The 18,082-nt window shown below is 59.6% G+C and carries 18 protein-coding genes; 16 read left to right on the top strand and 2 right to left on the bottom strand.

Annotated elements, in window-relative coordinates; translation table 11 throughout:
* Positions 1 to 119 precede the first annotated feature (119 nt).
* On the top strand, positions 120 to 713 hold the full coding sequence (locus tag ACX5I6_RS05540) for a hypothetical protein (protein ID WP_461839774.1): 594 nt from the start codon (positions 120 to 122) through the stop codon (positions 711 to 713).
* Positions 714 to 805: 92 nt separating this feature from the next.
* The gene (locus ACX5I6_RS05535) at positions 806 to 1,372 is read left to right on the top strand and encodes a recombinase family protein (protein ID WP_461839773.1); all 567 of its coding nucleotides are present in this window, start codon (positions 806 to 808) and stop codon (positions 1,370 to 1,372) included.
* 106 nt (positions 1,373 to 1,478) lie between these two features.
* On the opposite strand, the gene ACX5I6_RS05530 is transcribed toward ACX5I6_RS05535, so the two are convergent.
* Positions 1,479 to 1,925: a hypothetical protein gene (locus tag ACX5I6_RS05530; protein WP_461839772.1), complete on the bottom strand. Its 447-nt coding sequence runs from the start codon at positions 1,923 to 1,925 to the stop codon at positions 1,479 to 1,481.
* Between the two features lie 5 nt (positions 1,926 to 1,930).
* Positions 1,931 to 2,368, bottom strand: coding sequence for a helix-turn-helix domain-containing protein (locus ACX5I6_RS05525; protein ID WP_311262656.1), 438 nt, complete (start codon positions 2,366 to 2,368; stop codon positions 1,931 to 1,933).
* A gap of 1,078 nt (positions 2,369 to 3,446) precedes the next feature.
* Here ACX5I6_RS05525 and ACX5I6_RS05520 point away from each other — a divergent pair.
* The 14 genes from ACX5I6_RS05520 to ACX5I6_RS05455 all read left to right on the top strand — a co-directional run bounded on the left by ACX5I6_RS05520 (position 3,447) and on the right by ACX5I6_RS05455 (position 17,939).
* Positions 3,447 to 4,160: a GntR family transcriptional regulator gene (locus tag ACX5I6_RS05520; RefSeq protein WP_461839771.1), complete on the top strand. Its 714-nt coding sequence runs from the start codon at positions 3,447 to 3,449 to the stop codon at positions 4,158 to 4,160.
* Positions 4,161 to 4,316: 156 nt separating this feature from the next.
* Positions 4,317 to 4,886, top strand: a complete 570-nt coding sequence (locus ACX5I6_RS05515) for a transporter substrate-binding domain-containing protein (protein ID WP_461841677.1) — start codon at positions 4,317 to 4,319, stop codon at positions 4,884 to 4,886.
* Entirely contained in the window at positions 4,852 to 5,136 is a 285-nt protein-coding gene (locus ACX5I6_RS05510; protein WP_461839770.1) for a transporter substrate-binding domain-containing protein, read from the top strand. The genes ACX5I6_RS05515 and ACX5I6_RS05510 overlap by 35 nt, the downstream gene beginning before the upstream one ends.
* Before the next feature lies 1 nt (position 5,137).
* Positions 5,138 to 6,088 carry an amino acid ABC transporter permease gene (locus ACX5I6_RS05505; RefSeq protein ID WP_461839769.1) on the top strand — a complete coding sequence of 317 codons (951 nt, stop codon included), beginning with the start codon at positions 5,138 to 5,140 and terminating at the stop codon, positions 6,086 to 6,088.
* The gene (locus ACX5I6_RS05500; protein WP_461839768.1) at positions 6,060 to 6,878 is read left to right on the top strand and encodes an amino acid ABC transporter ATP-binding protein; all 819 of its coding nucleotides are present in this window, start codon (positions 6,060 to 6,062) and stop codon (positions 6,876 to 6,878) included. The genes ACX5I6_RS05505 and ACX5I6_RS05500 overlap by 29 nt, the downstream gene beginning before the upstream one ends.
* A 25-nt stretch (positions 6,879 to 6,903) precedes the next feature.
* Positions 6,904 to 8,037, top strand: coding sequence for an NAD(P)/FAD-dependent oxidoreductase (locus ACX5I6_RS05495; RefSeq protein WP_461839767.1), 1,134 nt, complete (start codon positions 6,904 to 6,906; stop codon positions 8,035 to 8,037).
* A gap of 244 nt (positions 8,038 to 8,281) precedes the next feature.
* Positions 8,282 to 9,301 (top strand): NAD/NADP octopine/nopaline dehydrogenase family protein, encoded by a 1,020-nt coding sequence (locus ACX5I6_RS05490; protein WP_254752972.1) that lies wholly within the window; start codon positions 8,282 to 8,284, stop codon positions 9,299 to 9,301.
* 331 nt (positions 9,302 to 9,632) lie between these two features.
* Positions 9,633 to 10,871, top strand: coding sequence for an IS110 family RNA-guided transposase (locus tag ACX5I6_RS05485; protein WP_461839766.1), 1,239 nt, complete (start codon positions 9,633 to 9,635; stop codon positions 10,869 to 10,871).
* A 187-nt stretch (positions 10,872 to 11,058) separates the two neighbouring features.
* Positions 11,059 to 12,588 (top strand): IS21 family transposase, encoded by a 1,530-nt coding sequence (istA, locus tag ACX5I6_RS05480; RefSeq protein ID WP_461839765.1) that lies wholly within the window; start codon positions 11,059 to 11,061, stop codon positions 12,586 to 12,588.
* Positions 12,585 to 13,364 (top strand): IS21-like element helper ATPase IstB, encoded by a 780-nt coding sequence (gene istB, locus ACX5I6_RS05475; RefSeq protein WP_347887677.1) that lies wholly within the window; start codon positions 12,585 to 12,587, stop codon positions 13,362 to 13,364. Before istA ends, istB begins: the two co-directional genes overlap by 4 nt.
* Positions 13,365 to 13,828: 464 nt before the next feature.
* On the top strand, positions 13,829 to 14,125 hold the full coding sequence (locus ACX5I6_RS05470) for a hypothetical protein (RefSeq protein ID WP_254752970.1): 297 nt from the start codon (positions 13,829 to 13,831) through the stop codon (positions 14,123 to 14,125).
* A 272-nt stretch (positions 14,126 to 14,397) separates the two neighbouring features.
* Positions 14,398 to 14,559 (top strand): hypothetical protein, encoded by a 162-nt coding sequence (locus tag ACX5I6_RS05465; RefSeq protein ID WP_461839764.1) that lies wholly within the window; start codon positions 14,398 to 14,400, stop codon positions 14,557 to 14,559.
* 1,800 nt (positions 14,560 to 16,359) lie between these two features.
* Complete coding sequence (locus ACX5I6_RS05460) at positions 16,360 to 17,082, top strand: polysaccharide deacetylase family protein (RefSeq protein WP_461839763.1); 723 nt, start codon at positions 16,360 to 16,362, stop codon at positions 17,080 to 17,082.
* A gap of 254 nt (positions 17,083 to 17,336) precedes the next feature.
* Positions 17,337 to 17,939, top strand: coding sequence for a recombinase family protein (locus tag ACX5I6_RS05455; protein ID WP_461839762.1), 603 nt, complete (start codon positions 17,337 to 17,339; stop codon positions 17,937 to 17,939).
* The last annotated feature ends 143 nt before the right edge of the window (positions 17,940 to 18,082 follow it).

The following is an 18,082-nucleotide window of genomic DNA, read 5'->3' as shown; positions in this document are numbered from 1 at the left end:
ATCACCCAGGACGTTTTTCCTGCCTGAGCCCCTACTGTTGGAATGGCCGACGCGTTGCGTCCGGCGAGACCACGGCCCCAAGCCAACCTCTCTCAGACTCGAGCCCTCAAAGGAGTTCCATGTCGGACCTGGTCCCGGAGTACCTCACCTATGACTACCGCTGCACCTTCCGCGGGGTTCCCGGCGTCCATCACGACCCGGACGATTATCCGATGTTCTGGACCGTGAAGGTCAAGGGCCGGGTTTGGGAGGACGGTGATGATGGTGATGGCAAGGAAGTGACCGTCGGCGAGGCCGAGCTGTACATCGTCCCGGACGCAGGCATCATCGATCTCTTCCTGATTTTGGACGCGGTAAACCAAGAGGTCACCAACATCGGCGAGATGCTCACCGTCGACCGACCAGACCTGATCCACGAGATGAGCCTCGGCGGGGATCTGCTGATCCTGTCGTGGCTGAAAGTCGTACCAAAATTCCGCGGGAACAAGCTTGGCCACTCGATCCTGAAAGCGGTCCTCAGCACGATTGGCAGGTCATCGACCAAAGTCATCATTGAGGCCACTCCCCCTTTGACCGACAACGGTCCTACGGAAGGCAGTCCGGAATACCTTGCCGGGAAGGCCGCGCTGCGGCGGTACTGGGAAAGCTTCGGGTTCCAGCCGGCCCACGGCGACTACCTGGTCTTCGACGACATGGCCGACGGCATCGAGTGAGCCGCATCACCCCACTCCCCACCGCCCAGACCTTGACGTTCCCCCGGCACACCCTGACACTCGATTCCACAAGTTAAGGGTTGGAGGCGGCCGTGAACGGTCAGCGCATCGGCTATGTGCGGGTCAGCACGCTCGACCAGAATGAGCGGCGCCAGCTCGAGGGCCACGTCCTGGACAGGATCTTCACGGATAAGGCCTCCGGCCGGGACACCGCGCGGCCGCAGCTGACAGAGCTGCTCCGGTTTGTCCGCGAAGGTGACACGGTTGTCGTGCACAGCATGGACCGGCTCGCCCGCAACCTCGATGACCTTCGCGCCCTGGTCCAGGGGCTCACCCGACGCGGGGTGGGGGTGGAGTTCCTCAAGGAACAGCTCGTCTTTACCGGCGAGGACTCCCCTATGGCCAACCTCATGCTGTCCGTCATGGGGGCCTTCGCCGAATTCGAACGCTCCCTGATTAAAGAACGCCAGCGCGAAGGCATCGCCCTGGCCAAGCAGCGCGGCGCCTACAAAGGACGGAAGAAGACGTTGACGCCCGAGCGAGCAGCGGAACTAGTTCAACGCGCCGGCAGCGGTATCCCCAAAGTCGTCCTTGCCCGCGATTACGGAATCAGCAGGGAAACGGTCTATCAGTACCTCCGCCAAGGGGCATCGAAGTAGACCACTCCTACTCCCCCGGCGCGCTCCCAGCTAGCGTTAGGGCTGAACCCTCAGGGTTATGCACGGAACCTCAATCGGCGCTAGCTTATGTTCTGATTTGGGCTGATCACTCATCAGCCTCGCTCACTTCGAACCCGATTTGGCCGCGTTCGGCCACGGGTAGCGTTATGGGCGCACCAAAAACTTTGGATGTAATGCTTGCGATGCCTTCTCGTAGGTACGGGAACAGCGTCATAACCGCCACTTCGTTGGCAAAGAGTTCGACATTACGGCGCGGCGGCTGCTCCCCGTGAAGAAGTTTGTATTCGACGGCGGCGACTACTCGAACCTCTCCGATCGCAACCGCGACATCTCCGACGATTCGAATTCCGAACCCATCCAAATCGGCACGGTGCTGGAAGCCTAGGCTGATTTGGCCCTCGTGAGGCTCCTCTGAGTCAGGAACACCTTCAAATCTCTTCGCTGAGACCTCGTGGAACTCAATGGAAGCAAGTTCCGAACGCTGCAGAAGGTCCCTGACCAGCTCAATATCCCTTGCTGCGGCATCTTGCACAGGAGTCACCGAGCAAGAGCAAAGTCGGTTTGCTTGGATGTTGCAGCGGACCAGGCCGCACCTAGTAATGAGCTTTGCGTGTATTGGCTACGCACATCCATGAAACGTATCGCGTCGACGGGCACCCAATCCGATCTCGCAGCTGCCAGTACCAGGGACTGTCCTTGGTCGCGCTCAACTCGGTGCTCTACCAGAGCACCCACGGCGTTGGCGTACCTGCGGACCGTGGAAAGCTTTGGGTCTGAGTCATAGCGTTCGAATTTGGAAACGGCCTGCTGCGTGACGCCCATGCGATTGGCAACGTCGCCCTGAGTCAGACCGGCTTCCCGCCGCAGTGCGACGAGCTCTGAGCGCATGGTTCGGTGTTCGCGAGCCAGGACTTTGGCGCGAGCCCTGACAACTTCTGGGGTCATCAAAGGTGCCGAAAGGGTTGCGGTGGACATGTGGCAATCATTGCTCACAACCTCTAGGTTGTGCAAGCTCGATTGCTAATCGTTATGACCACATCGGGTAGCCATCGGAGTACCGCTTCACGGCGAAGTCGATCTCGTTCTGCTGCTGCCCAGAGCCCTTCATATGCTTATGAAGGGCCAAAAGCCCTTCGGGAAGTTCAGAAGGTTCGGCGTGATAAAAGCGTAGGTGCTTGGACAACGCCTTTCGCCTTAGTTCAAAAACGTCAGGATCCGCTCGAATCGGCTTGATGGGGGTTCGTGCATCCCCCGTATCCTCGAGCTTCGCCCAAAGATGCGGCCTCGAAAAGATCATCAATTTCACCGAGTTCATGACTGCGGCTGAACACGGGAAGACTCTGGATCCAAGATTCGAATGCTTGCACGGATTCATGAGACGTATCGATGTAAAAACGCCAGGTCCTCGGGTAAGGCACGGGCGTGCAGCATCTCGAGTCGCGTCCCCTACGTCGATCCATACAGCACATGCTAATAGGTGGGTCTGACAAATTGATCGATTGCGGGCGCCAGCCAGGCGCCCAGGAACAAAGTACTGCAGCGCATTCCAGGAACGCCTGCTAGACCTCCGTAGGCGGCTTCCCCGAGATAAAGCGGACCAAACTTCTCGCCAACGGATCCTTTTTGGCCAGCCGCATGGCCTTTCCTCGCAAAGCCAGCTTTACAGAATATCCACTATCGGCTCTTTAAATGCGCGGGGAGGGTCGAAAAGGGCCTTCTTTCCCGACGATAAGGGTTCTGTCCGCGGGCGGGGCGACCGCGCTCAGACCTTCGTTGCGCCCCTGTTCCGTTGGCCTGTGTGAGTTGTCGGTGGCATCCCTAGCGAACGACACCGGCTCCCGCTTTTGTGACGTCACCGGGAAAGCCAACGATCATATGGTGGGTGGACGGTGCCCGCTCTCAGACATGATCCAGCCCGCCCCTTTAACAGCCGACCCCCACCCGGCCCGAAAGTGGCCTTGTAGCTGACGGCTGCGAGGGTGGATGTGACCAGAACGACAAAAAGGTTCAAAAAACTATTGACCGGTCATTTACTTAATTGTACGGTCAATACATGAGCACGCCACTTCATGTGAAGATCCGCACAGGCCTCGAGGCGCGGATTCAGTCCGGCGAGCTGCCTCCCGGGGCAAGGATGCCGACCGAGGCCGAACTGCAGGCAGAGCACGGCGTAAGCCGTTCGGTTGCCCAGCGGGTCCTGAACGATCTGGCTCAGGCTGGGCTGGTCGTGCGTCAGAAGCGGTTGGGCACCCATGTCGCCGAAGGTGCCCGCCAAGTGAATCTGCTTCGATCCTTGGATCCTCGGATCGACAGTGCGGGCCTTCCCGGCCGTATGTTTGTGATTTCGGCCGAGATCATGCCGGCCGGCAAGGCAGAGGTCCAGGTACCGGGCCTCGATGACGATGACCCTGTTACACAGTTGGTCCGAGTCAGGCACGACCAGGACGACACCCCCATCGTCATCGAGGTCGTCGCCATCCCCTTCTCCTTGGCACCCAGGCTGCTTGAAGAACAACTCGAAAGCCTGTCAGTCAGGGCCCATTTTACGAAGAACAAAGTGTCAATCGCAAGATCGCGAATGTACTTCGACCCCATCCTGCTGGAGCCCCGTCAGGCGGACCTCCTCGGCATCGAACCAGGGGTTGCCGTACTGCGACGCCGGCGCCTGATGTGGCAGCCCAACGGTCAAATCGCGGAGTCGGCGGCGTACTACCTTCGCCCTGACGCCCTTGAGTTCTACGTCGAATACTCCGAACCAAGCCATTAAGAAGCCCAAGGACCTCATCCCTGGGCCGAAGAACAAAACTTTTCAGGAGCACACCCCAATGAAACGACGACTTACCGTCTTGGCCCTCGCCTCTGTGATGGGCATTTTCGGGATGAGCGCTTGCGCTAATCCCACCGATAACGCCGGCGCCCAGCAATCAGGCAGCACGGATATCCTTGCAGCTGTCCAGAAGGACGACGCCATCGCCGCGATGCTGCCAGAAGAGATCCGCCAAAAGGGCGGCTTCACAATCTCTATCAATGCCGACGTGGCCCCGGTCAAGTTCGTCGATGGGGACGGCAAGATCACGGGCCTGAACCCCAGCTCCTCAGGGCAGCAGCGAAAGTTCTCGGCACCGAAGCCCAGTTCCAGGAGGGCACCTTCGATGCCATGGTTCCCGGGCTGGAAGCGAAACGCTATGACGCCATCGCTTCAGTCGCTGACTTTGTCGAGAGGCAAACCCGGATTGACTTTATCGACTACCTGAAAAACGGTACGGCGATCATCGCCAGCAAGAACTTTGACAAGGACCAGGTCACCCCCGAGCAGTTTTGCGGCATGAGCATCGGCTACGCCCGCGGTACATCGCAGCAGGGCAACCTCGAGAAGTATGCCCAGACCTGTGCAGAAAAGGGAAGCTCCGAAGCTGGAAGTCAACGGGTATCAGAACTCTGGCGCCGGGATCCTATCGGTGAAGAGCGGGGCAGCGACCGCCTACTGGGGTGACCTCCCGCAGATGTCCTACAACGTCAAGACCGATCCTGACTCTTTCAAGATCGTCTACCAGGAACAAAAAAGCGTCCTGGGAATCGGCATCAACAAGGACAACCCGAAGCTCAGGGACGCGCTCCGTGCCGCTCTGCTCAAGCTGGTCGAGGATGGCACGTACGACGCTCTCTTGGACAAATGGGGCCTCAAGGACTTCGGAATCCCTGACATGCATGTGAACAGCACCAACAGGCTTGGAGGCAAATAACATGTCCAGTCTTTTGACAAAGCGACGGACAGCCCACCCGTCCACGCCTTCGAGGACGCCAACCGACCTGGCTGGCCTCAAAATCAGGCCCAGAATCGGCGTAGCCCAGTGGCTGAGCATCGCCCTTGCGGTTTATGTGGGCCTGGCAACCCTTGAGTTCTTCGCCTTCAATGACAACTGGAAATGGGATGTAGTTTTCTCCTATCTGTTCAGCCAGATCATCATGAACGGACTGTTGAACACGATCTACCTCACAGTTCTCACCACATTCTTCGGTCTGATTCTGGGTGTGCTCACGGCGTGGGCACGCATGTCCCCCCTGGTTGTGCTGCGAACAATCGCGATCCTTTACATCTGGTTGATGCGGGCCATGCCCCCGCTGGTCATGCTGCTGTTTGTGTTCTTCTTCGGCGCACTGGCGCCCACATTGGGTATTGGGATTCCTTTTGGCCCTACGTTCGCCGAAGTCCCGGCCAACGATGTCATATCCCGCTTCAGCGCGGCAATCATCGGCTTGTCAATCTACCTGGGCGCCTACTCGGCAGAAATTTTCCGCGGCGGCATATTAGCTCTGCCCTCAGGACAGTTCGAGGCCTGCAAGTCACTTGGTCTTCCGCCGTTCAAGGCCTACCAGAAAATCCTCGGCCCACAGCTGATCCGCGTCATCATCCCATCGCTGGCCAATGACGTCATCACGATCTTCAAGAGCACCTCGCTGGTCTCGGTCATCGGCTATACCGAACTTCTGACCACTGTCCAGACCATTTACGCCCGGAACTTTGAAACCATTCCCCTCCTCGTCGTCGCCGTCATCTGGTACCTCGTGCTGACAAGCATCGCGATGTTCGGCCAAGCATGGCTGGAAAAACGGTTCGGACGCGGATTTGCACGCCGGAACCCCAGCAACCCAAAGGCAGCAGCCCTTGAGAACGCAGGCAAGGAAGACCTCTGAGATGACAACCAACCTGAAAACAGAAACACCGCTGCTTCAACTCGTCGGAGTAAGCAAACACTTCGGCGCCCTCAAAGCAGTAGACGACGTCAGCCTGGACATCCGAAGCGGTTCCGTAACCTGCCTTGTTGGCCCATCCGGGTCCGGTAAGAGCACCCTGCTCCGCACGGTAAACATGATGGAAGAAATCAATGAGGGTGCCATCTTCTTCGAAGGCAAAATGATCGGACACGAAGTCCGCAACGGCCACCGTGTGCCCGTGTCCAAAAAAGTCGGGCGTAAACAGACCCTGAATTTCGGCATGGTGTTCCAGCACTTCAATCTCTTCCCGCACTACACGGCGCTGGAAAACGTAACAGCTGCGCCGATGATCGTGAAGGGCCTGCGGAAGAAGGACGCCGAAACTATCGGCCGGAGGGTACTCGAACAAGTTGGCTTGGGCAGCCGAATGGACCACTACCCCAGCGAACTCTCCGGCGGCCAGCAACAGCGCGTTGCCATCGCCCGCGCCCTGGCAATGGAACCTAAAGTCCTGCTCTTTGACGAACCCACCAGCGCTCTTGACCCCGAACTTGTCGCCGAAGTCCTGGCAGTAATGAAGGGCCTCGCCGAACAGGGATCAACCATGATCATCGTTACCCACGAAATGCGGTTCGCAGAAGATGTCGCCGACGAGGTGGTCATGATGGACGCTGGCCGCATCATTGAACGCGGAGCGCCCCAAGAGATACTTCACACCCCCAAAACACCGCGAGCAAAGAAATTCTTCGCATCCGTCGGCGCCCTCTAAGACCCGGAAAGGCTGATAACCAGTCGTGCAACACAAAGTACTCATCATCGGGGCCGGAGTCATCGGCTGCTGCCTAGCAGATGAACTAACCCGCCGGGGCGCGTCAGTCACGGTCATTGACGCAGCCGAAGTCGGATCCGCCACCAGCGCGGCCACTTTCGCCTGGGTGAACTCCAACAACAAAACCCCGGAGGAATATAGCAACCTCAATCTCCTCGGCCTTCAAGCCCACGAACGCTCAGCCGCCCGAGGCGGTGGACGGTGGTTCCACCAAACCGGAAACGTCCAGATCGCACAAAGCAACGACGAGCTCGAAGCCCTCCACCACAAAGTCGAAAAGCTCGCATCCAACGGCTACGACGTGCGCCTGCTAACACCTGATCAGGTACGGGAACTCGAACCCGCACTCGTAGCTCCACGCCTTACCGGCGGTGCCTTCTACCCGAAAGAAGGGTGGATAGACACACTTACCATGTGCTCCAGCCTTCTGAACCGAGCCATCGAGGCAGGCGCAGCCTTCGCGCCCTACCAAACCGTCACAAATATCCAGCCGAACCGTGTGACAACACAAACCCCCGACGGCAGCGTGCATGACTATGAGGCAGACACCATTATTCTGGCCGCAGGCAACGGAAACCGAAAGATACTCGCCGGCGCTGGCATCGACTTCCCCACCCTCGAGCCATCGGGAAGTGGTGCCGAAGGCGACGCGAAGAATGCCGGCATCGGGATCATCAGCACCACAGGACCCGTAGCATCCGGAATGCGCCACATAGTTCGGGCAAATGGCATCGCCATGCGGCCAGCCCGCAACGGCGGGATAACCTTCGCCGACCACCCCACAGGCGGCAAATGGGACATCGACGACCCCAGAATCTGGACAGTCCCGGCACTGTTGCTTGAGCGTGCCCGCGAACTCTACCCCGCCCTGAAAAACGTAGCCACAGAGAACGTCAGTCTGGGCATCAGGGTCCTGCCCGAAGACGGACTCACCATCGCCGACCGAGTAACCAACCACCCCTCCATCTACGCCGTTGCCACGCACAGTGGGGTCACACTCTCAGCTCACCTTGCAGAAGCTGTCGCAGAAGAGGTCCTTACGGGAAACCGGCACACGTCACTGCAGGCCTTCGGCCTGTCCCGATTCGCCGCATTGTAGAAAACAAATCCGGGGCAGTGGTTCCGCCACCGACACTGACGGAACCACTCCCCCGGCTGCACCAATCTTCTTACGCGCTTCGGAGACGTTTCGACGAGGCAAGTTTCATGAGGCCGTCCGCGCGGCTCATGTCACGGTGACCCTAGCGACGGAGCGGCCTTCGCCGCTGGAATACCAGCCAGATCGACCCGCCACAATGGCCGCACTAAAGAGGCCACAGTGCCCTTTTCGATGAAAGAAGACGATGGTTAACGTCATTATCCGTTCCAATGAGGCGAATGCCGCGGCAACTGCGCTGACCCTGGCAGCGAGGGACCACCACGTGTGTCTCCTATCGGACAAAGTTTCTCCGGGGCTTTATCAGTTCTCATATTTTGGAGAGCCACGGAACGAGGTTCTCCGTGCGGTCGATGAACTTAAAGCTGGAGCACCGGTAATCGGGGTTGTCTTCGCGGAGGGCGAGGACGTGCAGGCCGGCATGCAGGACGTCCTACGGGTTGCCTCGCCACAGCTGATGGTCATCGTCGGAGGCGGTATCACCGGCGCCGTTGAAGCGGCCGAAGCGGCGCGCCGGTTTGGTCTCGATACCTCGAGCGTGCTGCAAATCGGAGCTTTTCTGTTCGGGGGGAATCTGAGCTCAGTGCGAGCGGAAAAGCATGACGTGTTGGCAGGCTTCCTAGGGCCAGAAACCCCTGACCATCTCGTGGAGCTGGCTCTGGCGACCTTCCCCCGACTTTCATTAGGCAATCCGGCCGCAGTCGCACTGTCGAGTATCAACGCCTTGTTCCACGTCCCTCCGATGCTTCTCAACGCGATGAGTGTCGAGCGGGCAGAATCCATAAGGTTCTATGTCGAAGGGTTCGGTGACAGCGTTTGCAGGCTCCTGCTTGAGCTGGACGCAGATCGCCTAAGACTCGGCGCCGCGTTGGGTCTTGGGCTCGTGCCGGTCCAAGAGCTGAAGGCCAGGTACAGCGGACCAGATGCACCAAAAGGCTTGAGTCTGAGAGAACAAGTCAACACCCTGTCCAGCCAGACCGCCGCCCTCCCTTCAAGCTTCCACCACCGGTTCCTGCGTCACGAACTGCGGTCCTCATTTGCCCCCATGGCGGCACTGGCCGCAGCAGTCCGGGTAGACGTCCCCACCATCAGTTCCATTCTAAGGCTCAGTGAGATTTTGCTTGAAGAAGACATCCTGGACCATGCCGCACGACCGGCCCAGGACTTCCTGAACCTGATGAATACTCATTCTCTTTCAATCAACTGAACGCCCATGGTAACCACTGCGCTCGAATCGCCTGTTAGCGGCCATGAAAAACTGCCCATAGCGGCTGAGCGGCGGCGCCGCTCCGTGTCCATCGAAAATATGCGTTCGGGTCCCCATTACGTGTGGCCGTGACTGGGTTTTGCGCGAAGGATGGATACGTCCGTCACGGTCAACGCCGGATCCGCCTTGGTGCTTTTGCCCGCCCCATAGCGTGGTGAGAAGGACCTCCACGGGAACCGTGGAATGTTGCTTCGAGCACGAGTAATAGATTCCTGCCTTACTCCTGTCCTTCCCGGACGGACGCTTCAAATTCGAGCCAAGGAGGAACATCGTGGATCTCGTGCATGAACGAGCTGTAGGCATCGACATTTCAAAACGGGACGCGAAGGTTTGCGTTCGTAAGCCGGCAAAGCGCAAGGGCCAGTTCACCTCGACAGTCACGACATGGGGATCGACGACAAACGACATCCTCAAGCTTTGTCAGTTCATCGTGAGCACGCAGGCAACGATCGTGGTGATGGAGGCAACCAGTGATTACTGGAAGCCGTTCTACTACCTCATGGAGGAAACCTTGCCGGTGATGCTGGTCAACGCAAAACATGCCAGGAACATCCCGGGCAGGAAAACCGATGTCTCTGATGCAACCTGGCTTGCCCAGCTCGCTGCTCATGGGCTGCTGCGGGCATCCTTTGTCCCGCCGGCACCGATTAGGGAGCTGCGGGATCTCACCCGCGCCCGTGCGGCGGCTGTCGGAGACCGAACACGGGAAGTCCTGCGGCTCGAGAAGATGTTGGAAAGCTCAGGAATTAAGCTCTCCGGTTCGGTTGCCAGTCTGACGGGGGTTTCGTCCCGAGCGATGCTGGACGCGATGATTCATGGGGAGCGTGACCCTCAGATTCTCGCGCAGCTCGCACAGCGCCGGATGAGATCCAAAATCCCTGAACTAGTCGAGGCGCTTACCGGCAGCTTCACCGATCATCATGCGTTTATGGCTCAGCTCTATCTGGATGAGATTGACATGCATACGCGAACCGTGGACGCGCTCACCAGAAGGATAGAGAAGGCCATGAAGCCTTTTGAATCCGCTCGTGAGGCTCTCGTGACAATCCCAGGTGTTTCGGCGCTGGTCGCTGACGTGATCATCGCCGAAACCGGTGCTGACATGACTGTCTTTCCCGATGCGGCTCACTTGGCATCTTGGGCTGGAGTATGTCCGCGGGCAGACGAGTCCGCTGGTCGAATCAAGTCGTCCAAGACAATGCCCGGCAACAAGTACTTGAAGGCAGCGCTGGGTATCGCTGCCCTGGCTGCTTCTCACCACCGCAGCAGCTACCTGGCCGTGAAGTATCGACGAATTGCTGCTCGACGTGGCCCGGTAAAAGCTGTCGTGGCCTTGGAACACACCATATTGAATGCAGTGTGGAACATGCTCGGCAATGGCCAGTGTTTTCAGGATCTTGGCTCCGACTACTATGCGCGACTAAACCCGCAGGCATTGAAGGCGCGAGCCTTGCAGCAACTCCGGCAGCTCGGATACGAGGTCACCCTCACCTCACCAGGCATCCCGTGAGCACATTAATTTTCGTAATAGGCGGCCACGAAAATGCCCACTGACGGCCAGTAGAACTGCCCATCGGTGGCCATGAGATCTGCCCACTTCCTTACTTGTCCTGCCGCGTCTTAAGCGGCGGGGGCCTCTCCCCGGGATTTGATGACGGTGTCTAGTCGCATCGAATTTCGCCAGGAAGAGGCCCTGTATGAAGTCTGACGGAGAAATCATGGAAATACTCGCTGCCTACGATCTGACTGGATCGTTGCGGGCAACCGCGGAGCTGACGGGCTGCTCGCACCACACTGTTGCCAGGCATGTCGCGGCCCGAGATGCGGGCCGGCCCATCGCCGAACCAGCACCTCGCGACCGTGTCACTGACGCGTTCCTGCCCAAGATCGAAGAATGGGTCGAGGCGTCCAAGGGCAGAATCCGCGCCGATAAAGCCCACGAGAAGCTCCTCGCCCTGGGTTATCAGGGTTCGGAGCGCTCCACCCGCCGCGCGATCGCGCAGGTCAAGGCTGCCTGGCGGCTCGGTCACACACGCGTCCACCGCCCCTGGATCGCGGAGCCTGGCATGTGGCTGCAGTACGACTTCGGCGACGGGCCGCGTATCAACGGCGTGAAGACCATCCTGTTCGTTGCCTGGTTGGCGTTCTCCAGGTTCCGGATCGTGATCCCGTTAAGGGACCGGACCGCGCCGAGCGTTTTCGCAGCGCTTGACCGCTGTTTCCGGATCCTGGGTGGGGCGCCGACCTATGTGCTGACCGATAACGAGAAGACAGTGACCACCGCCCATGTTGCTGGGGTACCGGTGCGGAACCAGCAAACCCTGGACTTCGCCCGGCATTACGGAGTCACGGTGCTGACCTGCCAGCCCGCCGATCCTGCCACGAAGGGCGGGGTCGAGGCATCGGTGAAGCTGGCCAAGGCCGACCTTGTGCCCACTGATACCAATCTCCGGGCCGAATACACGTCGTTCGCTGAGCTCGAAGCAGCATGCGCAGCGTTCATGGACGAGATGAACAACCGCGAGCACCGGGTGACCCGGCGCAAACCGGCTGCGGTTCTGACCGAGGAAGCACCCCGTTTGCACCGGGTCCCGGAGACCGCACACACAGTCGCGTTTGGGCTCGCCCGAATCGTTCCGGAGAACACCCCGATGGTGACGTTCGAGAACGCCCAGTATTCCGTCCCGGCGCACTTGCTCGGGTCCCGGGTGTTCGTCCGCGCCCATGGCACCGGCCCTGGCGAGCAGGTCATCATCGTCCACCACGGCCCCGCCGGCCCGGTCGAGGTCGCCCGGCACGAACGGGCCAGGCCCGGCAGCCCGGCCATCAACGATGAGCAGTTCCCCGGGACCAGGACCCGAATCCCGGGCGATTATGCCGTGAAGGCCCGCACCGCCGACGAGGCCGAGTTCCTCGGCATCGGCAAGGGCGCAGCCACGTGGTTGATCGAAGCCGCCGCGGCCGGGACGGGCCGGATCAACGTGAAGATGGCAGAAGCGGTGGCCCTGGCCAAGATCGCCGGGACCGAGCAGGTGGACCGGGCCCTGGGCGAAGCAGCACTCTATGGCCGTTTCGCCCACGGCGACCTGGCATCGATCCTGAACGCGAACGTCAGACGCATCACCACCCACGCCGCGGACGAAACCCGCTCCCTGACCCAGGGCACCAGCGCGTGGGCCGACCTCGGCACCAGACCCGCCACGACGATGGAGGAGCAAAACCAATGAGCCCCGTCACCACCACCGCCCCACCGCTGCCGGCCGAGCTAGAAGCATTGATGCGGCAACTGAAAATGCCTCACGCCCGTGCCCTGGCACCGGAACTGATCGCGACCGCACGTGCCCAGCGATGGGAACCGGCCGAGATCATCAAAGCACTCTTCACCGAGGAAGCCACGGGCCGGGCCCGGTCCATGCTCGCCACCCGCCGCAAAGCAGCAGGATTCCCCACCGGGAAAACCTTCGACGCCTGGGACCCGGCAGTCTCCTCCATCCCGGCACCGACCCAGCAGGCACTGCGCACGCTGGAATGGATTACCCGCAGGGAAAACCTCGTCCTCTGCGGACCCTCCGGCACCGGGAAAACGTTCTTCCTCGAAGCCCTCGGCCAGCAAGCAGTCGAAGCCGGCATGCGCGTGGCCTGGTTCAGACTCGAAGACCTCGGAGCCCTCATTCGCGCCCACCGCACCGACGACAGCGTCACCCGCGCCGTCACCAGAATCCTGCGCGCCGAACTCGTGGTCATTGACGACATCGGGCTCCTGCCGGTGGCCACCGACGCCGCCGAAGGACTCTACCGGGTCGTGGACGCAGCCTACGAAAAACGCTCCGTCGCGATCTCCTCGAACCTTCACCCGGCCGGCTTCGACGAGCTCATGCCCAAAACCCTCGCCACAGCCACAGTGGACCGTCTCCTGCACCACGCCCACGTCTGCCAAACCAGTGGCGATTCCATCCGCCTCACCCAGGCCCTCGCCGGGAAAGGAGTCAACCAACTGAACTAACCAAAGCCGACGATGGCCAATCCCGCCGAACCAATCAGTGGGCAGATCTACTGGCCATCACCGGGCAGTTTTACTGGCCACCAGCGGGCACATCAACTGGCCGCCCGTGGGCAGAAACTAATGGCCATTGACAATCGCCCGCGTCCGGTCACCGGGAGCAAACATCTACAGCCTTGCAGGCAAATGGCCCGGAACCGGGCAGACCCCAAACAGGTAAGACGCTGCCTAGCACAACAACAGCAACAAGTCCCTGCGACGATGAATGTCACTTTTTCCTTGGCCCGGAAACAGACTGATCCTCAAACCCCGGCTCTGTAACTTCCAACCTGATCAGATTCCTAGACCACCGCAACCTTCTGATGCTCGCAACTCGGAAGGTTCCGGTCCTCCACCCGACACCCGCATGGGCCTGCAGTGCAGGTGGAACACTTTGAACAGCGAAGCCCTTTGGCAGAAGGAACGCGATGAAATCCGGACTATCTCCAGAAACGCGACTTGCCGACACCAATCAACTAGCTGAAGCACTGCCTCTTGAAGCCTTTGCCGCAATCCTGCGAAAACTAAATAAGGACGATCAGGTCTGCCTGCGCTTGGTTGACGGGACCAGCACCACCGGGATGGTTGACCTGATCTCCATCCACGGCGATGTCATGTGGCTTATAACTGCCGGCGGCCGACAGATGTTTATTCCGGACGACGTGAACGACATCGTCCGGAAGGCGCCCGAGCCACGAACGCATAAGGGCGCAAAGCCCTGCTAGAAGCCTTGGAACCAGCGACGAGAACCTGTTCACCGTCTGACTCGCCGAGGCGCCAGTGACGTGTGCGGATCGGGACTCGACCGCTGGAGTGCTTGATCTTTAGTGCTGGTTCCCACGCTGACCTTTGCCACAACCACGATCTACAGGAACCCGATGCGCCCACGTAAAAAAGTTGGGCGTCCGCGAAAGACCCGCGGGCGCGCCGGTCGGTTACCAGATTCCGTTTGAAGAGTTTTGCCGCGGTCCTGCGCCTGCTGCGCAAACAGGACCACGTGACCATACAGCTCCTCAACGGCCACAGCACCACCGGAACCGTCGACCTGGTCTCACTCAACGGGGACCTACTATGGCTCCATACTCCCTACGGCCGCCAAATGTTCATCTATAACGATGTCAGGGACATTACAAAATCTGCACCCGGCGGCTCCCCGTGAAGCCCAAGCGAGCATCGGTTGCCGGGCTCCATTGTCTGCGCTCCCCTGCAGGTCCCGCTCAACTCACGATCGCGCCGTGAGGACAGACGTGGAAAACCAGAGACCACAACAGAGCTAGTTTAATGAAGAAGAGCGCAGGTCGAATTCAGCGATGAAGAAATTTATCCCCCGCAAACGTAGAGCCGAGAGTAGAGGCCCTAGCCGGCCCGTTTCCCGAACCGGAGGACACTGCCCGATGACCGGGTGGTGGCAGCAGTAAGCATGGACGGCACCAAGCGCTTTGTGACTGAAGGAAGCATCATGCCTGCAAAGACGGACCAACCAGTCGAATGGATGCTCATCTCAGCTGACGCTGGACTGCGGCCGCCTACTCATGCCGTTCCCCCCGTAGGAGCCTGGATTGACTGATGTTGGCCGGCCCGTCACAGCCCTGGACGAGAAGCTTGCATTGCACTCCGTATCACTGCCCCCCCTGGCCGGGTAGGAATATGGGCATGCCTGCGGGCAGCAATAGCAAAATCGACCTCGGCATGACTGCAGGGTCATTTGAGCTACGCGTAGTTCCAGATGAGGTGGGTAGCCAAACCCGGTCTGAGATTCACTGCGAGGATGACTGCCATTACTCCACGGGCCAGAGACGGATTAGCAGCCTACGGATGCGGCGGTGCCCCCACAGGTGGGGCCTCAGTTTCCGGAGCCTCCCAATCCTCGCAACTCGGGAGGCTCCGGTCCTCAAATGACTTCAAGGCGGCACGGGATGCCATCACGGGATGTTTTCACCACTGATTTAGGTATCGGCTATGTGGATCTGCTCTCTGTCTGTGTCTCATCCGGCAAGATGTCGGAATCCGGCTCCCGGTGGAAAAAAATGAAACCGTCCACTAGGAATCAGCACCGGGACGCCATCGAAGACAGCGTCTCGTCACTCTCCGACAATGAACTGATATTGCATCACCCGGCGACTTACTGTGTGGTCGTGTTGGGTGTCATATACCCGAGCGTCGTTCGGCAGCCGCGGTACCACGACCCTTTGGCCGAACCGGCTTTGCCGGCGGGAGCCACAGAGATGAGACGGAGCACCGACATTATCTTCTACGATCCCCTTTCAAGCAGTGCCAGCTTGGAATCGCTCCGAGCGAAACGCACAGCAATTGGGGAACCGTCCCAAACGAGCGCACGAAGGACCGATATAGGTCGACAAGAAGCCATAAATGCTGTGGTAGCCGACTTAGCGCGGCTGGCGGAAAAATCACTATCGTTCAAAATCCCGCAAGGGGAACAGAAAATGCCTATGGATTAAATTCTGGACATGAAACTCAGCGGCGGCACTGTTTTCGTCGCACTCCAGAGGCTATTCAGCCGCGGTTGAGGGATCGTTCTGGCCACCCCTCAATCGGTGGCTCCGGATTCCCGCCGAAACCAGCCGTAACGGCTACGTCTCGCAGGTAGCCGGAAGACGACTGTCGGCGCGCAGTCCGAGGAACACCATTCCTACATCGTGGGCCACAGCGCCAAAACCCCGGGCCCTCATAGTCCAGTGTGGATTCTCAAATAGCACCACCAATTACAACCGGAGACCTCTCTGTGGACCAAGCTCCGCGGCATTTCAGGGCCAGTCGCTCGCACCCCGCCCGCCGAACCCTGCTGTTGGCGGGAGCCGCAGCAACAATCATGGCCACAAAAGCGCTCACTCAGCAGGACCAGCCAATTCCGGACCTGCGGCAAAGTGAAAGCTCGCCTGCCAGCGGCAACGTCGGCTCGGACCAGGAAACCCCCTCACCCCAAGTCGCGGAAACAAGTATGCAAATTGGTACCGCCGCATCGCGGTCACCGTCCCGGTTGGAAATCGTGACCTCCTACGCCGGGCGAAGCCCCCGGTACTGGGGCCTGGAGGCCCCCGGCGTCCTGACCCACCTTGCAGCCGGCTCGGAAGGGATCGCCCTGACAGTCGATGTCTGCGGTGGCCCCGGCGGCAACGACTACGATTCAGCTCTAATTACGGCATTGCGGGACCGCCACATCCCCGCGACACTGTTCCTGAATTCCAGGTGGATTACCGCCAACATAGAAACAGCCCGCCAACTCGCCGTTGATCCGCTCTTCGAGCTGGCCAACCATGGAACCTCCCACCTGCCACTGTCCACCGCTGGAAAGTCCGCGTACGGAATCACAGGCACGCAAAACCCCGGGGAAGTGTACGACGAAGTAATGACCAACACTTCCGTCCTAGCCCAACTCACTGGAATTAGCCCCCGCTTATTCAGGCCCGGAACCGCTTACCTCGACGAGGTCGCGGCAAATATCGTCAAGGCTCTAGGTATGACCCCTACAGGCTTCAGCATCAACGCAGATGGCGGAGCAACATACCCGGCAGCAACCGTGGCCAGCGAAACAAGCAAGGCCCGGTCAGGGGACATCATCATATGCCACGGCAACCATCCTGGCTCCGGGACAGCCGAAGGCCTCATGCGCGCCCTGGACACCATCGCCGCCCGAGGACTACTTTTCGTCCATCTCGACTAGGTGTCGTGCCCGGCTGCGGTCTTATCATCCACCCTGGCGCAGCTGCAACTGTTGATCTATCTCCGAGTCGTCTCCAGGCGGACTCCGGAAGGTGAAGAGCGTCAAAGGCTCGATCCAGTGATTACGAAGCCCTCTCAGCGATGACCGGCGCCGGAATGGATTACACCCCAACCTGACGCCCGAGTGTCTTGGTCTTGACTTCCTTGCAGGACGGGTTTAGAACTCAACCTCACGGGCAAAGGGTAGGAGCAACAATGGCCGGCCAGCGGATTGGGTACGTGCGCGTGAGCACTCTGGACCAGAACGAGAAGCGCCAACTAGAAGGCCAGGTTCTGGACCGGGTCTTCACAGATAAAGCCTCGGGCAGAGACACTGGTAGGCCACAGCTCACCGAGCTGCTGCGCTTCGCCCGCGACGGGGACACCGTTGTCGTGCACAGCATGGACCGGCTCGCCCGAAACTTGGACGACTTACGTGCTCTCGTCCAAGGCCTCACTCGAAAGGGGGTGCGCGTAGAGTTCGTCAAAGAGAGCCTGGTCTTCACGGGCGAGGACTCGCCCATGGCGAACCTCATGCTCTCCGTCATGGGCGCGTTTGCCGAATTCGAACGCTCCCTCATCAGGGAACGACAACGGGAAGGCATCGCCCTCGCCAAGCAGCGCGGCGCTTACAAAGGACGGCAAAAAACCCTCACACCGGAACGAGCCGCCGAACTGGTCCAACGCGCTGACAGCGGAATTCCAAAAGTCGTTCTTGCTCACGATTACGGGATTAGCAGGGAGACTGTCTACCAGTACCTGCGCCAAGCCAAGCATGCGGGGAACCCTGCTCCTGTAGAGTCGGGAGCCATTCTGTAGCTTGTCTTACGTATGAAGGGCGCTCCTGCTGCGCCAGCATCCGGCGGGTCTGTTCGCCCTTTCAAACGAAGAGCTCATACGAGCGCCCCCGCGCGGCAATTGTGTTAGATTCTATTCATCAGACATCGCCCCCCTCTGAGCCT

This window comes from Arthrobacter sp. MMS24-T111 (assembly GCF_054888995.1).
Note: the sequence above shows the minus strand (reverse complement) of the source record. Positions and strands in the feature narration are given on the sequence as shown.

Bases quoted from the DNA above. Each gene is read 5' to 3' on its own strand.
- ACX5I6_RS05540 (WP_461839774.1), top strand. From the start codon at position 120: ATGTCGGACCTGGTCCCGGAGTACCTCACCTATGACTACCGCTGCACC.
- ACX5I6_RS05525 (WP_311262656.1), bottom strand. From the start codon at position 2,368: ATGTCCACCGCAACCCTTTCGGCACCTTTGATGACCCCAGAAGTTGTC.
- ACX5I6_RS05520 (WP_461839771.1), top strand. From the start codon at position 3,447: ATGAGCACGCCACTTCATGTGAAGATCCGCACAGGCCTCGAGGCGCGG.
- ACX5I6_RS05505 (WP_461839769.1), top strand. From the start codon at position 5,138: ATGTCCAGTCTTTTGACAAAGCGACGGACAGCCCACCCGTCCACGCCT.
- ACX5I6_RS05490 (WP_254752972.1), top strand. From the start codon at position 8,282: ATGGTTAACGTCATTATCCGTTCCAATGAGGCGAATGCCGCGGCAACT.
- istA (WP_461839765.1), top strand. From the start codon at position 11,059: ATGAAGTCTGACGGAGAAATCATGGAAATACTCGCTGCCTACGATCTG.
- istB (WP_347887677.1), top strand. From the start codon at position 12,585: ATGAGCCCCGTCACCACCACCGCCCCACCGCTGCCGGCCGAGCTAGAA.
- ACX5I6_RS05470 (WP_254752970.1), top strand. From the start codon at position 13,829: ATGAAATCCGGACTATCTCCAGAAACGCGACTTGCCGACACCAATCAA.
- ACX5I6_RS05460 (WP_461839763.1), top strand. From the start codon at position 16,360: ATGCAAATTGGTACCGCCGCATCGCGGTCACCGTCCCGGTTGGAAATC.
- ACX5I6_RS05455 (WP_461839762.1), top strand. From the start codon at position 17,337: ATGGCCGGCCAGCGGATTGGGTACGTGCGCGTGAGCACTCTGGACCAG.